Raw genomic sequence first — 16,792 nt, forward strand, 5'->3', positions numbered from 1 at the left:
CCCCTCCCACCCCGGAGTCGCCGACGGCGGCCCCGACACGACCCAGAAGGGCTCCTAGTCCGTGCCAACGACACGCCTCAGCACCGAACCCACCGCCGTCCTCGTCCTCGAGGACGGACGACGATTCCGGGGACAGGCCTACGGCGCCCGAGGCCGCACCCTGGGCGAGATCGTCTTCGCCACCGGCATGACCGGGTACCAGGAGACGCTGACCGACCCGAGCTACGCCGGCCAGATCGTCGTGCAGACCGCGCCCCACATCGGCAACACCGGGACCAACGACGAGGACATGGAGTCGCGCCGCATCTGGGTCGCCGGCTACGTCGTCCGCGACCCCTCCCGCGTCGTCTCCAACTTCCGCGCGCAGCGCTCCCTCGGCGACGACCTGGAGACCGACGGCATCGTCGGGATCTCCGGCGTCGACACCCGGGCGATCACCCGCCACATCCGCTCGGCCGGCTCGATGCGCGCCGGCGTGTTCTCCGGCGAGGACCTCGCCCTCCCCGAGGAGGAGCAGCTCGCGCTGGTCCTCGGCGGCCGGCAGATGCAGGGGCTCAACCTGTCCTCCTCGGTCTCGACCGACGAGCAGTACACGGTGCCCGCCCGCGGCGAGCGCGTCGGCTCGGTCGCGGTCATCGACCTGGGGGTGAAGACCTCGACGGTCGACTACCTCGCGGAGCGCGGCTTCGACGTCCACGTGCTGCCCGAGTCGGTGACCGCCGAGCAGGTGCTCGCGCTCGACCCGTCCGCGCTCTTCTTCTCCAACGGCCCCGGCGACCCCGAGGCCTCGGACCGCCACGTCGAGCTGCTGCGCACCACCCTGCGCGCCGACCTGCCGTTCTTCGGCATCTGCTTCGGCAACCAGCTGCTGGGGCGCGCTCTCGGCTTCGGCACCTACAAGCTCCCGTTCGGCCACCGCGGGATCAACCAGCCCGTGCTCGACAAGCTCACCGGTCGCGTGGAGATCACCTCGCAGAACCACGGGTTCGCCGTGGACGCGCCGATCGAGGGCGAGCTGGACTCGCCCGAGGGCTTCGGCCGCGTCGAGGTCAGCCACTACTCCCTCAACGACTCGGTCGTCGAGGGCCTGCGCTGCCTCGACATCCCCGCCTTCTCGGTGCAGTACCACCCGGAGGCGGCGGCCGGCCCGCACGACTCCAACCACCTCTTCGACCGCTTCCGCGAGATGGTCGTGCAGCGCACGGCCGGGCGCGGGGCCTCGGAGCCCACCGACATCCCCACGACCAGCAGCATCGGAGAGCAGAAGTAATGCCGCGCAGGGAAGACATCCAGAGCGTCCTGGTCATCGGCTCCGGCCCGATCGTCATCGGACAGGCCGTCGAGTTCGACTACTCCGGCACCCAGGCCTGCCGCGTGCTGCGCGCCGAGGGGGTGCGCGTGATCCTCGTCAACTCCAACCCGGCGACGATCATGACCGACCCCGACTTCGCCGACGCCACCTACGTGGAGCCGATCACGCCCAAGGCGATCGAGGCGATCATCGCCAAGGAGAAGCCGGACGCGATCCTGCCGACCCTCGGCGGGCAGACGGCCCTGAACGCGGCCATCCAGCTGCACGACCTCGGGATCCTCGAGAAGTACGGCGTCGAGCTCATCGGCGCGAGCTTCGAGGCGATCAACCGCGGCGAGGACCGCCAGATCTTCAAGCAGCTGGTGCTGGACGCGGGCGCCGACGTCGCGAAGTCCTACATCGCGCACACCGTCGACGAGGCGATCGAGTACGCCGAGGACCTGGGCTACCCCCTCGTCATCCGCCCGTCGTTCACCATGGGCGGCCTGGGCTCCGGCTTCGCCTACACCCGCGAGGAGCTGGTGCGGATGGTCGGCGACGGCCTGCACCAGAGCCCCACCACCGAGGTTCTCCTGGAGGAGTCGATCCTCGGCTGGAAGGAGTACGAGCTCGAGCTCATGCGCGACACGGCCGACAACACGGTCGTCGTCTGCTCGATCGAGAACGTCGACCCCGTCGGCGTGCACACGGGCGACTCGATCACCGTCGCACCGGCGCTGACCCTCACCGACCGCGAGTACCAGAAGCTGCGCGACATCGGCATCCGGATCATCCGCGACGTTGGCGTGGACACCGGCGGCTGCAACATCCAGTTCGCGATCGACCCGGCGGACGGCCGGATCATCGTGATCGAGATGAACCCGCGCGTCTCCCGCTCCTCCGCCCTCGCCTCCAAGGCGACCGGCTTCCCGATCGCCAAGATCGCCGCGAAGCTCGCCATCGGCTACCGCCTGGACGAGATCCCGAACGACATCACCAAGGTGACGCCGGCGAGCTTCGAGCCGACGCTGGACTACGTGGTCGTGAAGGTCCCGCGGTTCGCGTTCGAGAAGTTCCCGGCCGCCGACAAGACGCTGACCACGACCATGAAGTCGGTGGGCGAGGCGATGGCGATCGGCCGCAACTACGCGCAGGCGCTGCAGAAGGCGCTCCGCTCGCTCGAGAAGCGCGGCTCGTCGTTCCACTGGGGGGCGCAGGAGCGCTCGGTCGAGGAGCTCCTCGAGATCGCGAGGACCCCGACCGATGGCCGCATCGTCACCGTGCAGCAGGCGCTGCGCCTGGGAGCCACGGTCGAGCAGGCGTTCGAGTCCACGAAGATCGACCCCTGGTTCCTCGACCAGATCGTTCTGATCAACGAGATCGCCGACCTGGTGCACGAGCACGACGGCCTCGACGCCGGACTCCTCCGCCTGGCGAAGGACCACGGCTTCTCGGACGCGCAGATCGCCGAGCTCCGCGGTCTCGACGAGGCGGAGGTCCGCCGCACCCGCTACGCGCTGGACGTGCGCCCGGTCTACAAGACCGTCGACACCTGCGCGGGCGAGTTCCCGGCGCTCACGCCGTACCACTACTCCTCGTACGACGAGGAGACGGAGGTCGTCGCCGCCGACCGCCGCAAGGTCGTCATCCTGGGCTCCGGTCCCAACCGCATCGGCCAGGGGGTCGAGTTCGACTACTCCTGCGTGCACGCCTCGTTCGCGCTCTCGGACGCGGGCTTCGAGACGATCATGATCAACTGCAACCCCGAGACGGTCTCGACCGACTACGACACCTCGGACCGCCTCTACTTCGAGCCGCTGACTCTCGAGGACGTGCTCGAGGTCATCCACGCGGAGTCGCAGTCCGGCGAGCTCGTCGGCGTCGTCGTGCAGCTGGGCGGCCAGACGGCGCTCGGGCTCGCCGCGGGCCTCGAGGCGGCCGGCGTGCCCATCCTCGGCACTACCCCCGCGAACATCGACCTCGCGGAGGAGCGCGGCGCGTTCTCGCGGATCCTCGACGAGGCGGGGCTTCTCGCTCCGCGCAACGGCACCGCGACCGACCTCGACGGCGCCCGCGAGGTCGCGGTGGAGATCGGCTACCCGGTCCTCGTCCGTCCGTCGTTCGTCCTCGGCGGGCGCGGCATGGAGATCGTCTACGGCACGCCCCAGCTCGAGGACTACTTCGAGCGGATGGCCGGCGAGGGGATCATCGACGAGGCGCACCCGCTGCTGGTGGACCGCTTCCTCGACGACGCGATCGAGATCGACGTCGACGCGCTCTTCGACGGCGAGCAGCTCTACATCGGAGGAGTGATGGAGCACATCGAGGAGGCCGGCATCCACTCCGGCGACTCGGCGTGCACGCTCCCGCCGGTGACGCTCGGCCGCCGCCAGATCGGCCAGGTGCGGGAGGCGACCCTCGCGATCGCGCAGGGCGTCGGCGTCCGAGGACTGCTGAACGTCCAGTTCGCGATCGGCCAGGGCGTGCTCTATGTGCTCGAGGCGAACCCCCGGGCCTCGCGCACCGTGCCGTTCGTGTCGAAGGCGCTGGGCATCCCGCTCGCGAAGGCCGCGTCGCGCCTGATGGTGGGCGAGACCATCGCCGCGCTGAAGGCCGAGGGCCTGCTGCCCGAGCGCGACGGCTCCGACGTCCCGATGGACTCTCCCATCGCGGTGAAGGAGGCGGTCCTGCCGTTCAAGCGCTTCCGCACCAAGGAGGGCCAGATCGTCGACTCGCTGCTCGGGCCCGAGATGCGCTCCACCGGCGAGGTCATGGGGATCGACCGCGACTTCCCGCGCGCCTTCGCGAAGAGCCAGGACGCCGCGTACGGAGGCATGCCGGCGAGCGGGACCGTCTTCATCTCGGTCGCCGACCGCGACAAGCGCTCGATCGTCCTGCCCGCGCTGCGCCTGCGCCAGCTCGGCTTCGACATCCTCGCGACCGAAGGCACGGCCGAGGTGCTGAACCGCAACGGGATCCAGGCCCGCGTGGTCCGCAAGTACAGCGAGACCGCCGAGGGCGACGCGCCCTCCATCGTCGAGCTGATCGCCCGCGACGAGGTCGACGTGGTGATCAACACGCCCAGCGGAGGAGCGACCCGCGCCGACGGCTACGAGATCCGCGCGGCCGCGGTCGCCGCGGACAAGCCGCTGTTCACCACGATCGCCCAGCTCGCGGCGGCGGTCGCCTCGCTCGACGCGGCGAACGAGCCCTTCGAGGTGACGAGCCTGCAGGACTACGCCCTGCGCCGCGCGGAGCGCACCGCGTGAGCGGCGGCGCGGCGGGCACCGCCTCCTTCGGCTCGCGCCTCGAGGCGGCGTTCGCCGCGCACGGCCGGCTCTGCGTCGGAATCGACCCGCACGCGTACCTGCTCGACGCGTGGGGCCTCGCCGACGACGCGGCCGGGCTCGAGAGCTTCGGCCGAACGGTCGTCGAGGCGGCGGCCGGCCGTGTGGGCGTGGTGAAGCCGCAGATCGCGTTCTTCGAGCGGCACGGCTCGGCGGGCTACGCCGCGCTCGAGCGCGTGCTCGCCGACGCGCGCGAGGCCGGACTGCTGGTGATCGCCGACGTCAAGCGCGGCGACATCGGCACGAGCGTCACCGCCTACGCCGAGGCGTGGCTCCGGCCCGGCTCGTCGCTCGAGGCGGACGCCATGACCGCGGCGGCCTACCAGGGGCTCGGCTCCCTCGAGGGGATGCTGACCCTCGCCGAGGAGGCGGGCAAGGGCGTGTTCGTCCTCGCAGCCACCTCCAACCCCGAGGCCCGCCCCGTGCAGCGCGCCCTCGTGCAGGACGGCGGCCGGGCGGGATCCACCGTGGCACGCGCGGTCGTGGCGGACGTGGCATCCTGGAACGACGCTCACGCTCGCGCGTCGATCGGCTCGGTCGGCGTGGTGCTCGGCGCCACTGTCGCCCTGGGCGACTTCGGCATCGGCATCGACGAGCCGCTGCACCCCGCACTCCCGGTGCTCGCGCCCGGCTTCGGCCACCAGGGCGCAGCCGTCGCGGACGCGCAGCGGCTGTTCGGCGCGCTGAGCGCCGCCACCATCGTCAGTGAGTCGCGCAGCGTGCTCGGCGCCGGCCCCTCGGGGATCGCGGCCGAGATCACCCGCCGCGCGACCGACATCCAGGAGACCCTTGTCCGCTGAAACCGTCAGCCCCGATCCCGGCGCCTCCTCGCGCCCGGAGGCCGTGCGCCGTCCCTCGCCGCCCGAGGTCGACCGGCGCGCCGCCTCCGAGGCCGCGATCGCGGCGCGCCGTGCCCGCGCCGCCGTCAAGAAGGCCGTCGCCGCCGGACGCCGCCCCGCGACCGCCGTGCTCGCGGCGGCCCAGGCCGAGCCTCTCGGAGTCGAGGGGCGGATGCGCGTCAGCGAGTTGCTCCGCGCGGTGCCCGCACTCGGCGTGGTGAAGACGCCCCGGGTGATGGACCAGCTGCGGATCGCCGAGTCGAAGCGCCTCGGCGGCCTCGGCCGGCGCCAGGTCGAGGGCCTGGCGTCGTTCCTCGAGGAGCGGGAGTCGCGGCAGCGCCGCCCCGGCCGCAACCGCCTGCTCGTCCTCGCCGGTCCGACTGCGGTTGGCAAGGGCACCGTGTCGACCTACATCCGCGAGAACTACCCGGACGTCCTGCTCTCGGTCTCGGCCACCACCCGGGCCCCGCGTCCGGGCGAGGTGGACGGCGTCAGCTACTACTTCGTCGACGACGCCGAGTTCGACCGGATGGTCGCGGCGGGGGAGTTCCTCGAGTACGCCGTCGTCCACAACGCGCACCGCTACGGGACGCCCCGCGGCCCCATCGACGCCGCACTGGAGCAGGGCCGCCAGGTGATGCTCGAGATCGACATCCAGGGTGCCCGCCAGGTGCGCGAGCGGATGCCGGACGCGCGGCTGGTCTTCCTCCTGCCGCCGAGCTGGGACGAGCTGGTCCGCCGCCTGGTCGGCCGCGGCACCGAGAGCGCGGAGGAGCAGGAGCGCCGCCTGGCCACCGCGAAGGTGGAGCTGGCCGCGCAGGACGAGTTCGATTTCGCCGTCGTCAACAGCACCGTGCCCGAAGCGGCCCGCGAGGTCGTAGAATTGATGTCGCCTCGTGCCGACGGCGCGCCCGCTGACCCGGGCCGCTGACACCGGGCCACCGACCACCTCCGGGCCGACGCCCCGGGTCCCACCGGGCACACGCCCCTCGGAGCCCGCGCGCCGTGTTGCTCCGGAGCCGCAGATCGGCGCTGATGCGCCTGCAAGGAGACACCCATGGCCAACAACCTCGGCATCATCGACCCGCCCATCGACGAGCTCCTCTCGAAGGTCGACTCCAAGTACGCGCTGGTGATCTTCGCCTCCAAGCGCGCCCGCCAGATCAACGACTACTACGCCGACCTCCACGAGGGCAGCCTGTTCGACAACGTCGGCCCGCTGGTCGACTCCACCATCGACGACAAGCCCCTCTCGGTCGCACTGCACGAGATCAACGAGGACAAGCTCGTCGCCAAGCCCCTCGCCGAGTAGTCCCCTCCGGGTGGGCTCCTCTCTCGAGGCCGGCCGACGGCTCAACGTCGTCGTCGGCATCACCGGCGGCATCGCCGCGTACAAGGCCGTCGGAGTCGTCCGCGCGCTGGTCCTCGCGGAGCACGACGTGCACGTCGTCGCGACCGAGGCCGCGCTGCGCTTCGTCGGCAAGCCCACCCTCGAGGCCATCTCGCGGAACCCGGTGCACACCGAGCTCTACGAGGGCGTCGCCGAGGTCCGGCACGTGGCCATCGGCCAGGCCGCCGACCTCATCGTGATCGCGCCCGCGACGGCGCACACGCTCGCCAAGCTCGCCGCCGGCCTCGCCGACGACCTGCTCGGCAACACGGTGCTCGCGAGCACCGCCCCGCTCGTGGTCGCCCCCGCGATGCACACCGAGATGTGGGCGAACGCCGCCACCGTCGCGAACATGGCGGTGCTCCGCTCCCGCGGCGTGCACGTCGTCGGCCCCGCGGTCGGCCGCCTCACCGGCGCCGACTCGGGCCCCGGCCGCATGGAGGAGCCCGAGACGATCGTGGCGGAGGCCCTCGCCGTCCACGCCCGCTCCGCCTCCGCCCGCCGCGACCTCGCGGGCGTGCGCGTCCTCGTGACCGCCGGCGGCACCCGCGAGCCCCTCGACCCGGTGCGCTTCGTCGGCAACCGCTCCAGCGGCAGGCAGGGCGTCGCGCTCGCGCTGGCCGCTGCGGCCCGGGGCGCGGAGGTCACCCTCCTTGCCGCGAACCTCGACGTGCCGGCGCCGGAGGGCGTCACGGTCCTCCCGGTGGGCACCGCGCTCGAGCTGCGCGAGGCCGCCCTCGCCGCGGCCACCGGCGCGGACGTCGTGATCATGGCCGCGGCCGTCGCCGACTACCGGCCCGCCGCGGTCGCCGACGCGAAGATCAAGAAGGAGCAGCAGGGCGACCGTCTCGTCCTCGAGCTCGTCAAGAACCCGGACGTCCTCGCCGAGATCTCCGCCTCCCGGCGGGAGGGGCAGATCGTCGTCGGCTTCGCCGCGGAGACCGAGCCGGACCGGGACGCGATGCTCGCGCTCGGCCGCGCCAAGATCGCCCGCAAGGGCTGCGACCTGCTCGTCCTCAACAGGGTGGGCTGGGCCGAGGGTTTCCAGAGCGACAGCAACGCCGTCGTGGTCCTCGATCGGGCCGGCGATATAGTTGGCGAGGCCTCGGGCAGCAAGGCGGAGGTGGCCGATCGCGTCCTCGACGCGGTCGTGCGCTAGCCCCGCCGGTCCGCCCGCCCAGGCGCCGATCGCCTGCCGCCCGGCATCGCGCCCGCCAGGCCACTCCCGGTACGAACGACCCCGGTCCGCACGAGCCGGGACGAGAAGAGAAGCATGACCTCCGGTCCCCTCCGCCTGTTCACCTCCGAGTCCGTCACCGAGGGCCACCCGGACAAGATCTGCGACCAGATCTCGGACCGCATCCTCGACGCCCTGCTCCGCGAGGACCCGCGCAGCCGGGTCGCCGTCGAGACGCTGGTCACGACGGGGCTCGTGCACGTCGCGGGCGAGGTCTCCACGAGCGGCTACGTCGAGATCCCCAAGATCGTGCGCGACACGATCGTCGAGATCGGCTACGACTCCTCGGAGAAGGGCTTCGACGGCCGCTCCTGCGGCGTCTCGGTCTCGATCGGCCAGCAGTCGCCCGAGATCGCGGCCGGCGTCGACACGGCGCTCGAGGTCCGCTCCTCCGAGGCGGGCGAGGACGCCTTCGACCGCCAGGGCGCGGGCGACCAGGGCCTGATGTTCGGCTTCGCGACCGACGAGACCCCCGAGTACATGCCGCTCCCGAGCTGGCTCTCGCACCGCCTCGCCGAGCGCCTGGCCGCCGTCCGCAAGTCGGGCGAGCTCGACTACCTCCGACCCGACGGCAAGACCCAGGTCACCATCGGCTACGACGGCACGACGCCGTCCACCATCGACACCGTCGTCCTGTCCACCCAGCACGCCGAGCACGTCAGCACCGAGACGATCCACGCGGACATCGCGGCGCACGTCATCCGCCCCGTCCTCGAGACGGTCGACCTCGACTCCTCCGCCGTGCGCCTGCTGATCAACCCGACCGGCCGCTTCGAGATCGGCGGCCCTCAGGGCGACGCCGGGCTCACCGGCCGCAAGATCATCGTCGACACCTACGGCGGAGCGTCCCGCCACGGCGGCGGCGCGTTCTCGGGCAAGGACCCGTCGAAGGTGGACCGCTCGGCCGCCTACGCCATGCGGTGGGTCGCCAAGAACGCGGTCGCCGCGGGGCTCGCCTCGCGGCTGGAGGTGCAGGTCGCCTACGCCATCGGCAAGGCGGCCCCGGTCGGCCTCTACGTCGAGACCTTCGGCACCGGCACCGTCTCCGACGAGACGATCACCGAGGCGATCCGCTCGGTCTTCGACCTGCGCCCGGCCGCGATCATCCACGCACTCGACCTGCTCCGCCCGATCTACGCGCAGACCGCGGCCTACGGCCACTTCGGCCGGGAGCTCCCCGACTTCACCTGGGAGCGCCTCGACCGGGTCGACGACCTGCGCTCCGCCGCGGGCCTCTCGTAGCGGGCGCGGCGGCGATGGCGACGAGCGGAGCCGTCGCGCGCGTGCTCCTGGACTCGCCCCTCCCGCAGCTCGACCGGCTCCTGGACTACGCGGTGCCGGAGGCGCTGCGCGGCGAGGTGGTCCCCGGCGTGCGCGTGCGGGTGCCGTTGCGGACCGGAGGCCGGATCGCCGACGCGTTCGTCGTCGAGACGGGGGAGGGGACCGAGCACGCCGGAGCGCTCAGCGGCATCGAGGAGCTGGTCTCGCCGCTCGTCGTGCTGACCCCGGAGGTCTGGGCCCTCGCCCGCCGGGTGGCCGACCGCGCCTCCGGAGGCGCGAGCGACGTGCTGCGCCTGGCCGTGCCGCGCCGCCACGTCCGCGTCGAGAAGGCGCGACTCGCCGCGGGTCCCGCTCCTGCGGCGCCCGCGGTCGAGGCGGGCGGCGTGACGGGCTACCCCGACGCCTCCTTCGCGGGACTCGCCGAAGGGGCCCGGCTGGCGGTCGGCGCCGTGCCGGCTCCGGTGAGGCTCGACTCGGGCGCGTGGGTCGGCGGCTGGGCCGTCACGCTCGCCGAGCTCGCCCGGGACACGCTCGCCGCGGGCCGCGACGCGATCCTGGCCGTCCCCGACTACCGCGACCAGGAGCAGCTGGAGCTCGCTCTCGCCGCCCTCGTCCCCGCGGAGGCGGTGGTGCGCCTCGATGCGCGGCAGAAGGGCGCCGAGCGCTACTCCGCCTTCGTCCGCTGCCTCGATCCCGGGCCGCGGGTCGTCGTCGGCAACCGCTCCGTCCTCTACGCGCCCTCCTCCGCCCTCGGCCTGATCGCGCTCTGGGACGACGGCGATCCGCTCTTCGCCGAGCCGCTCGCGCCCTACGCGCACGCCCGCGACGTCGCCCTGGTGCGGCAGGAGCAGAGCGGCGCCGGCCTCGTCCTGCTCGGCAACACGCGCACGGTCGAGGTCGAGCGGCTCGTCGAGATCGGCTTCGCGACCGAGGTGGAGCCGCGGCCGAGCCGCCGCCCGCACGTCGTGCCGACCGCCCAGCAGTGGGCGGCCGACGAGCACGACGCGGCAGCGCGCATCCCCTCCTCCGCCTGGCGGGAGGCGCGGAAGGCCCTCGACTCCGGTCCCGTGCTCGTCCAGGTCGCGCGCCCCGGCTACGCGCCGGTGGTCGCCTGCGCCCGCTGCCGGACCGTCGCACGCTGCAACCGCTGCCAGGGTCCGCTCGGCGTGCACTCCGAGGGCGGGCGGCCGAGCTGCGGCTGGTGCGGCCTGATCGCGGCCGACTGGACCTGCTCCATCTGCGAGGCGACGGCTCTGCGCCTCGTCTCCCTCGGCGCGGGCCGCACCGCGGAGGAGCTCGGACGCGCCTTCCCGGGTGCCAAGGTGATCGTCGCCGACGGGCAGCGCCCCGTGCTCACCCTTCCCGACGAGCCCGCGCTCGTCGTGGCCACGCGCGGGGCGGAGCCGCGGGCCGACGGCGGCTACCACGCCGTCCTGCTGCTGGACGGCGAGCGGATGCTGGCCCGCGAGAGTCTGCGGGTCGCCGACGACGCGCTCCGCACCTGGTCGAACGCCGCGGCGCTGGCCCGCCCGGGCGCGCCGGTCCTCCTGGTCGGGGTCGGCGGCCGGCTCGCGACCGCCCTGGCGACCTGGCGGCAGGCCGAGTACCTCCGGGCCGAGCTCCAGGAGCGGCGCGCTCTGCGCTTCCCGCCCGCGGTGCGCCTGGCCACGGTGAGCGGCGACGCGCACGCGGTGGAGGAGGCGCTCGACGCGCTCGACGAGGACGACCGGCACGAGGTCCTCGGTCCTGTCGGGCTCGAGGACGGCTCCGTCCGGGCGATCGTCCGGTTCGACTACGCTCGCGGTGCGGATGTGGCCGCGCGCCTCCGCTCCGCCGTGATCCGCAACGCCACGCGCCGTCGTCGCCCGCCGACCACGCCCGGCCGCTTCCGGCCGGCCCCCCGGCTCCGGGTCCGTCTCGACGACCCCGACATCCTCTGACTCCCCAGGAGACCCCCGTGCGCCTCGTCTTCGCCGGCACGCCCGCCGCCGCCGTTCCGACCCTCCGCGACCTCGCCGCCTCCGCGCACGAGGTCGTCGCCGTGGTCACCCGGGAGGACGCCCCGGTGGGCCGCAAGCGCGTGCTCACCCCCTCGCCGGTCGCCGTCGCGGCCGAGGAGCTGGGGATCCCGGTGATCCGGGCGAACCGCCTCGACGAGGACGTGACCGACCGGATCGCGGAGCTCGCCCCCGACCTCGGCGTGATCGTGGCCTACGGCGGCCTCGTCCGGCAGCGCCTGCTGGCGGTGCCGCGCCTGGGCTGGATCAACCTGCACTTCTCCCTGCTGCCGCGCTGGCGCGGGGCGGCTCCCGTCCAGCGGGCGCTGATGGCGGGCGACACGCGGATCGGCGCGAGCGTCTTCCAGCTGGTCGCCGAGCTCGACGCCGGTGACGTGTACGCCGAGCTCGCCGTCGACGCGGGGGAGCGCACCGCGGGCGAGCTGCTGACGGAGCTGGCCGGGAGCGGCGCCGGCCTCACCCTCGGCGTGGTCGACGCGCTGGAGGAGGGCACGGCCGTCGCGACTCCGCAGACCGGAGAGGCGACCCCCGCTCCCAAGCTCGACGCCGCCGACGGCCGGATCGACTGGAGCCTCCCGACCGCGCGGGTCCTCGCGCTCGTGCGCGGAACGACTCCCGAGCCCGGAGCCTCGACCGCGGTGGGGGACGCGCGCCTCAAGGTGCTCGCGGTCCGCGCGGCCGAGGGGGACCTCGCTCCCGGCGTCGTCCGCCTCGACTCGGGGCGCGCCCTCGTCGGCACCGCGGACGGAGCGGTGGAGCTGGTCACCGTCCAGCCCGCCGGCAGGACCCCGATGGCCGGCGCCGCCTGGGCCCGCGGCCTGCGCGAGAGCACGGTGCTCGCGTGAGCGCCCGGCGCGAGGCCGCTCCCGCCCGCCGGGTCGCCTACGACGTCCTGCTCGCGGTGAGCGGGTCGGACGCCTACGCCAACCTGGTCCTGCCCGCGCGGATCAGCGCCGCCGGCCTCTCGCCCGCCGACGCGGGACTGGCCACCGAGCTCTGCTACGGCACCCTGCGGATGTCCGGCTACTACGACCGCGTGATCGCCCTCGCGGCCGGCCGGTCCGTCGAGAGCATCGATGCGCCCGTGCTCGACGCGCTGCGCCTGGGCGTGCACCAGCTGCTCGCGACCCGCGTGGCCCCGCACGCCGCGGTGAACGAGAGCGTCGCGCTCGTCGCGGCCGGCTCCTCGCGGGGAGCGGTGGCCTTCGCCAACGCCGTGCTGCGCGCGGTCTCGCGCTCGAGCGCCGGCGAGTGGCGCGAGCGGGTCTCCGCGGCCGCGGTCTCCGGGGACGACCGGATCGCTGCGCTGAGCTCCCACCCCGTGTGGATCGTGCGCGCCCTGCGACGGGCGTTGGCGGCGGAGGGGGCGGCCGACGAACTCGACGCGCTGCTCGCCGCCGACAACGCGGCTCCGCGGGTGAACCTGGTGGCTCTGCCGGGCCTGGCGTCTCCCGGCGAGATCGCCGACGCCGAACCCGACCGGTTCTCGCCGGTCGGCATGACCAGCACCGGCGGCGACCCGGAGGCGTTCCCCGCGGTGCACGAGGGCCGCGTGCGCGTGCAGGACGAGGGCTCCCAGCTCGCCGCTCTGGCGCTCTCCCGGGCACGGCCGGTCCGCCCGGGCGAGCGCTGGCTCGACCTGTGCGCGGGACCCGGCGGCAAGGCGGCGCTGCTCGCGGCGGAGGCGCGCGCAGGAGGGGCGGCGCTGCTCGCCAACGAGGTGGTCCCGGGCCGCGCGGGCCTGGTGCGGCAGGCGCTGGCCGCCGTCGACCCGTCGGTCGAGGTGCGCACCGGCGACGGGCGCGACCTGGGCGACGAGCAGCCGGGATCGTTCGACCGCATCCTCCTCGACGCGCCGTGCACCGGTCTCGGTGCGCTGCGGCGTCGGCCCGAGGCGCGCTGGCGCAAGTCCGCGGCCGACGTGGAGCCGCTGGCCGCACTCCAGGGCGAGCTGCTCGACTCCGCGGTGAGGGCTCTCGCTCCCGACGGCCTGCTGGCCTACGTGACCTGCTCGCCGCACCTCGGCGAGACCCGGCGCGTGCTCGCCCTCGCGCAGGAGCGGCACGAGCTCGAGCTCGTCGACACGCCGGCCGTGCTGCGCGCGGTGACGGCGGACCCGCTCCCGCTGCCGGACGGCCCCCTCCACGTGCAGCTCTGGCCGCACCGGCACGGCACCGACGCCATGTTCGTCCAGCTCCTCCGCCGCCGCCGGCCCCTCGAGGCGGCGTCCGGAGACGCCTGACCCCTCCGGAGCGGGAGCGTGCTCGGCCGGGCGGACGCGGAGGACGCTCCGATCTAGGCTGAAGGCATGCCCGCACGGATCAACCCCAGCATCCTCTCCGCCGACTTCGTGAACTTCGAGGCCGAGCTGCAGCGCATCGCCGGAGCCGACCTGGTGCACGTCGACGTGATGGACAACCACTTCGTGCCGAACCTCACGTTCGGGCTGACCATGGTCCAGCGCCTCCAGGACGTCTCGCCCCGGCCGCTCGACCTGCACCTGATGATCGACGACCCCGACCGGTGGGCCCCCGACTACGCCGAGACCGGCGCCTACTCCGTGACCTTCCACGCCGAGGCCGCGCGCGACGCCGTGGCACTCGCGCGGCGCCTGCGCGAGATCGGCTCGCGGGCGGGGATCGCGCTCAAGCCGGGCACGATGGTGGACGACTACCTCGACCTCCTGCCCGAGTTCGACCAGGTCCTCGTGATGACGGTCGAGCCCGGCTTCGGGGGCCAGTCCTTCATGGAGGAGACGATGCCCAAGCTGCGCACCCTCCGGAACGTGGTGGACCGCACCGGGCTCGACGTCTGGCTCCAGGTCGACGGCGGGATCGCTCCCGGCACGATCGAGATCGCAGCGGAGGCGGGAGCCGACACCTTCGTCGCGGGCTCCGCGGTCTTCGGCGCGGACGACCCGGAGGCCGCGATCGCGTCGCTGCGCGAGACGGCGACCGCTCACCTGCACCGGCACTGAGGCGGCCCGCGCCCGGCCGCCGTATAGACTTCCCCGGTGAAAACTTTCGACGACCTCTTCGCTGAGCTGGGCGAGAAGGCCGCCGCCCGTCCCGAGGGTTCGGGTACCGTCCGCGAGCTCGACGCCGGCGTGCACTTCATCGGCAAGAAGATCGTCGAGGAGGCCGCCGAGGTGTGGATGGCCGCCGAGTACGAGGGCGACGAGCGCACCGCCGAGGAGATCTCGCAGCTGCTCTACCACCTGCAGGTGCTCATGCTCGCCAAGGGACTGACGACGGCCGACGTCTACCGGCATCTGTGAGCCCCGCCCCGCTCGCCGGGGTGCGCCTCCGCTCCGCGCCGTCGCGCCCGCACGCTCCCCGAGGAGCCGTGCCGCCCCCTGAACAGCCGTCGAGTCATGAAGGACGTCCCGTGACCACCACCCCCGCCCCGGCGCTCCTGCGCGTCGCCGTCCCCAACAAGGGCTCCCTCTCGGAGACCGCCGGTCAGATGCTCGCGGAGGCCGGCTACACCGGCCGTCGCGACCCGAAGGAGCTGCACGTCGTCGACGAGCGCAACGGGGTGGAGTTCTTCTACCTGCGCCCGCGCGACATCGCCACCTACGTCGGCTCCGGCGCTCTCGACGTCGGGGTCACCGGCCGCGACCTCCTGATCGACTCCGGCTCCGAGGCGCGCGAGATCGCGAGCCTCGGCTTCGCGAACTCCACCTTCCGCTTCGCCGGGCCCGCCGGCCGCTACGACGAGCTCGCGCAGATCGACGGCCTCCGCGTGGCGACCAGCTACCCGGGCCTCGTGGGCCGCTTCCTCCGGGAGCACGGCGTCGAGGTGACGCTGATCCGCCTCGACGGCGCGGTCGAGTCCGCGATCCAGCTCGGCGTCGCCGACGTCATCGCCGATGTCGTCGAGACCGGCACCACGCTCCGCAAGGCCGGCCTCGAGATCTTCGGCCCGGTCATCCTGGACTCGACCGCCGTCCTGGTCTCCGCCGCGGGGGAGCCCGAGGGCATCCCGGTGCTGCTGCGCCGCCTGCAGGGCGTGCTGGTCGCCCGCGAGTACGTGCTGCTCGACTACGACTGCCCCGTCGCGCTCCTGGAGAGCGCCACGGCGATCGCCCCGGGCTTCGAGTCCCCGACGGTCTCGCCGCTGCACGACGCCGAGTGGGTGGCCGTCCGCGTGATGGTGCCGCGCTCGGACATGAACCAGGTGATGGACCGCCTGTACGACCTGGGCGCCCGCGCGATCCTGGTCACCTCGATCCACGCCGCGCGCCTGTAGAGGGGGAGCCGATGAGTCTCGCCGTCCGCGTCATCCCCTGCCTCGACGTCGCCGCCGGCCGCGTCGTGAAGGGCGTCAACTTCCAGAACCTGCGCGATGCGGGCGACCCCGTCGAGCTCGCCCGCCTCTACTTCGAGCAGGGCGCCGACGAGCTGACCTTCCTCGACGTCACCGCCACGGTCGACGACCGCTCGACCACCTACGACGTGGTGCGGGCGACCGCCGAGCAGGTCTTCATCCCGCTCACGGTCGGCGGAGGCGTGCGCAGCGCCGAGGACGTCTCGCGACTGCTCGCGCACGGCGCCGACAAGGTGGGCGTCAATTCCGCCGCGATCGCCCGGCCCGAGCTCCTCGGCGAGATCGCCGACGTCTTCGGCGCGCAGGTGCTCGTGCTCTCGCTCGACGTCAAGCGGAGCGACGCCACGGCGTCCGGCTTCGTCGTCACCACTCACGGCGGACGCCGCGAGACCGAGCTCGACGCCCTGGCCTGGGCGGCCGAGGCCGTCGAGCGCGGCGCCGGGGAGCTGCTGGTCAACTCCATCGACGCCGACGGCACCAAGCAGGGCTTCGACCTCGAGCTGATCGCCGCGATGCGCGAGCTGAGCTCCGTGCCGGTCATCGCCTCCGGAGGCGCCGGCGCCGTCGAGCACTTCGCTCCGGCCGTCGACGCGGGAGCCGACGCCGTGCTCGCCGCCTCCGTCTTCCACAACCGCGAGCTGACGATCGGCGACGTCAAGCGCTCGCTCGCCGCCTCCGGGATCGAGATCCGATGACCCCCGCCGAGCTCGACGCCGTCCTGGACCGCGCCGCCTTCGATCCGACCGGGCTCCTGCCCGCGATCATCCAGCAGCACGACACCCGCGAGGTGCTCATGATGGGCTGGATGGACCGCGAGGCTCTCCGGCGGACCCTCACCGAGGGCCGCGTCACCTTCTGGTCGCGCTCGCGTCAGGAGTACTGGCGCAAAGGCGACACGTCCGGTCACGCGCAGTACGTGCGGGGTGCCGCCCTCGACTGCGACGCCGACACCCTGCTGGTCCAGGTCGAGCAGATCGGCGCAGCCTGCCACACGGGCGAGCACGCCTGCTTCGACGTCGACCCCCTCGTGCCGTTCACCGGCCTCGGCCCGGCGGAGTGA

The 16,792-nt window shown here is 73.5% G+C and carries 15 protein-coding genes; all 15 read left to right on the top strand.

Annotated features, from left to right (window positions below; all coding sequences use genetic code 11):
• The first annotated feature begins 61 nt into the window (after positions 1 to 61).
• The 15 genes from carA (at position 62) to hisI (ending at position 16,792) form a co-directional block, all read left to right on the top strand.
• A complete protein-coding gene (gene carA, locus C5C49_RS00005) occupies positions 62 to 1,270 on the top strand; it encodes a glutamine-hydrolyzing carbamoyl-phosphate synthase small subunit (protein ID WP_104250389.1) in 1,209 nt (402 codons plus the stop codon).
• Positions 1,270 to 4,560 carry a carbamoyl-phosphate synthase large subunit gene (gene carB / locus C5C49_RS00010; protein WP_104345125.1) on the top strand — a complete coding sequence of 1,097 codons (3,291 nt, stop codon included), beginning with the start codon at positions 1,270 to 1,272 and terminating at the stop codon, positions 4,558 to 4,560. Before carA ends, carB begins: the two co-directional genes overlap by 1 nt.
• Positions 4,557 to 5,438: an orotidine-5'-phosphate decarboxylase gene (pyrF, locus tag C5C49_RS00015; protein ID WP_104345126.1), complete on the top strand. Its 882-nt coding sequence runs from the start codon at positions 4,557 to 4,559 to the stop codon at positions 5,436 to 5,438. The genes carB and pyrF overlap by 4 nt, the downstream gene beginning before the upstream one ends.
• Before the next feature lie 43 nt (positions 5,439 to 5,481).
• The gene (gmk, locus tag C5C49_RS00020) at positions 5,482 to 6,408 is read left to right on the top strand and encodes a guanylate kinase (protein WP_104354723.1); all 927 of its coding nucleotides are present in this window, start codon (positions 5,482 to 5,484) and stop codon (positions 6,406 to 6,408) included.
• Between the two features lie 126 nt (positions 6,409 to 6,534).
• Positions 6,535 to 6,789, top strand: coding sequence for a DNA-directed RNA polymerase subunit omega (gene rpoZ / locus C5C49_RS00025; RefSeq protein WP_104221835.1), 255 nt, complete (start codon positions 6,535 to 6,537; stop codon positions 6,787 to 6,789).
• A gap of 10 nt (positions 6,790 to 6,799) precedes the next feature.
• Positions 6,800 to 8,026, top strand: coding sequence for a bifunctional phosphopantothenoylcysteine decarboxylase/phosphopantothenate--cysteine ligase CoaBC (coaBC, locus tag C5C49_RS00030; protein ID WP_104345127.1), 1,227 nt, complete (start codon positions 6,800 to 6,802; stop codon positions 8,024 to 8,026).
• Positions 8,027 to 8,140: 114 nt separating this feature from the next.
• A complete protein-coding gene (gene metK, locus C5C49_RS00035) occupies positions 8,141 to 9,346 on the top strand; it encodes a methionine adenosyltransferase (RefSeq protein WP_104257840.1) in 1,206 nt (401 codons plus the stop codon).
• Between the two features lie 14 nt (positions 9,347 to 9,360).
• A complete protein-coding gene (locus C5C49_RS00040; protein WP_104345128.1) occupies positions 9,361 to 11,325 on the top strand; it encodes a hypothetical protein in 1,965 nt (654 codons plus the stop codon).
• Positions 11,326 to 11,342: 17 nt separating this feature from the next.
• Complete coding sequence (locus tag C5C49_RS16805; protein ID WP_104250384.1) at positions 11,343 to 12,248, top strand: methionyl-tRNA formyltransferase; 906 nt, start codon at positions 11,343 to 11,345, stop codon at positions 12,246 to 12,248.
• On the top strand, positions 12,245 to 13,645 hold the full coding sequence (locus C5C49_RS00050; protein WP_104257837.1) for an RsmB/NOP family class I SAM-dependent RNA methyltransferase: 1,401 nt from the start codon (positions 12,245 to 12,247) through the stop codon (positions 13,643 to 13,645). Before C5C49_RS16805 ends, C5C49_RS00050 begins: the two co-directional genes overlap by 4 nt.
• A gap of 66 nt (positions 13,646 to 13,711) precedes the next feature.
• Entirely contained in the window at positions 13,712 to 14,380 is a 669-nt protein-coding gene (gene rpe, locus C5C49_RS00055; protein WP_104232661.1) for a ribulose-phosphate 3-epimerase, read from the top strand.
• A gap of 36 nt (positions 14,381 to 14,416) precedes the next feature.
• Entirely contained in the window at positions 14,417 to 14,680 is a 264-nt protein-coding gene (locus C5C49_RS00060; protein WP_055791842.1) for a phosphoribosyl-ATP diphosphatase, read from the top strand.
• A 110-nt stretch (positions 14,681 to 14,790) separates the two neighbouring features.
• The gene (gene hisG / locus C5C49_RS00065) at positions 14,791 to 15,654 is read left to right on the top strand and encodes an ATP phosphoribosyltransferase (RefSeq protein ID WP_104221851.1); all 864 of its coding nucleotides are present in this window, start codon (positions 14,791 to 14,793) and stop codon (positions 15,652 to 15,654) included.
• A gap of 11 nt (positions 15,655 to 15,665) precedes the next feature.
• Positions 15,666 to 16,427, top strand: coding sequence for an imidazole glycerol phosphate synthase subunit HisF (gene hisF, locus C5C49_RS00070; RefSeq protein ID WP_104246786.1), 762 nt, complete (start codon positions 15,666 to 15,668; stop codon positions 16,425 to 16,427).
• Positions 16,424 to 16,792: a phosphoribosyl-AMP cyclohydrolase gene (gene hisI, locus C5C49_RS00075; RefSeq protein ID WP_104221855.1), complete on the top strand. Its 369-nt coding sequence runs from the start codon at positions 16,424 to 16,426 to the stop codon at positions 16,790 to 16,792. The genes hisF and hisI overlap by 4 nt, the downstream gene beginning before the upstream one ends.

The sequence above is a fragment of the Rathayibacter sp. AY1E2 genome (genome assembly GCF_002932325.1).
GTDB lineage: Bacteria > Actinomycetota > Actinomycetes > Actinomycetales > Microbacteriaceae > Rathayibacter.

Bases quoted from the DNA above. Each gene is read 5' to 3' on its own strand.
- metK (WP_104257840.1), top strand. From the start codon at position 8,141: ATGACCTCCGGTCCCCTCCGCCTGTTCACCTCCGAGTCCGTCACCGAG.
- rpe (WP_104232661.1), top strand. From the start codon at position 13,712: ATGCCCGCACGGATCAACCCCAGCATCCTCTCCGCCGACTTCGTGAAC.
- hisF (WP_104246786.1), top strand. From the start codon at position 15,666: ATGAGTCTCGCCGTCCGCGTCATCCCCTGCCTCGACGTCGCCGCCGGC.
- C5C49_RS00040 (WP_104345128.1), top strand. From the start codon at position 9,361: ATGGCGACGAGCGGAGCCGTCGCGCGCGTGCTCCTGGACTCGCCCCTC.
- hisI (WP_104221855.1), top strand. From the start codon at position 16,424: ATGACCCCCGCCGAGCTCGACGCCGTCCTGGACCGCGCCGCCTTCGAT.
- rpoZ (WP_104221835.1), top strand. From the start codon at position 6,535: ATGGCCAACAACCTCGGCATCATCGACCCGCCCATCGACGAGCTCCTC.
- carB (WP_104345125.1), top strand. From the start codon at position 1,270: ATGCCGCGCAGGGAAGACATCCAGAGCGTCCTGGTCATCGGCTCCGGC.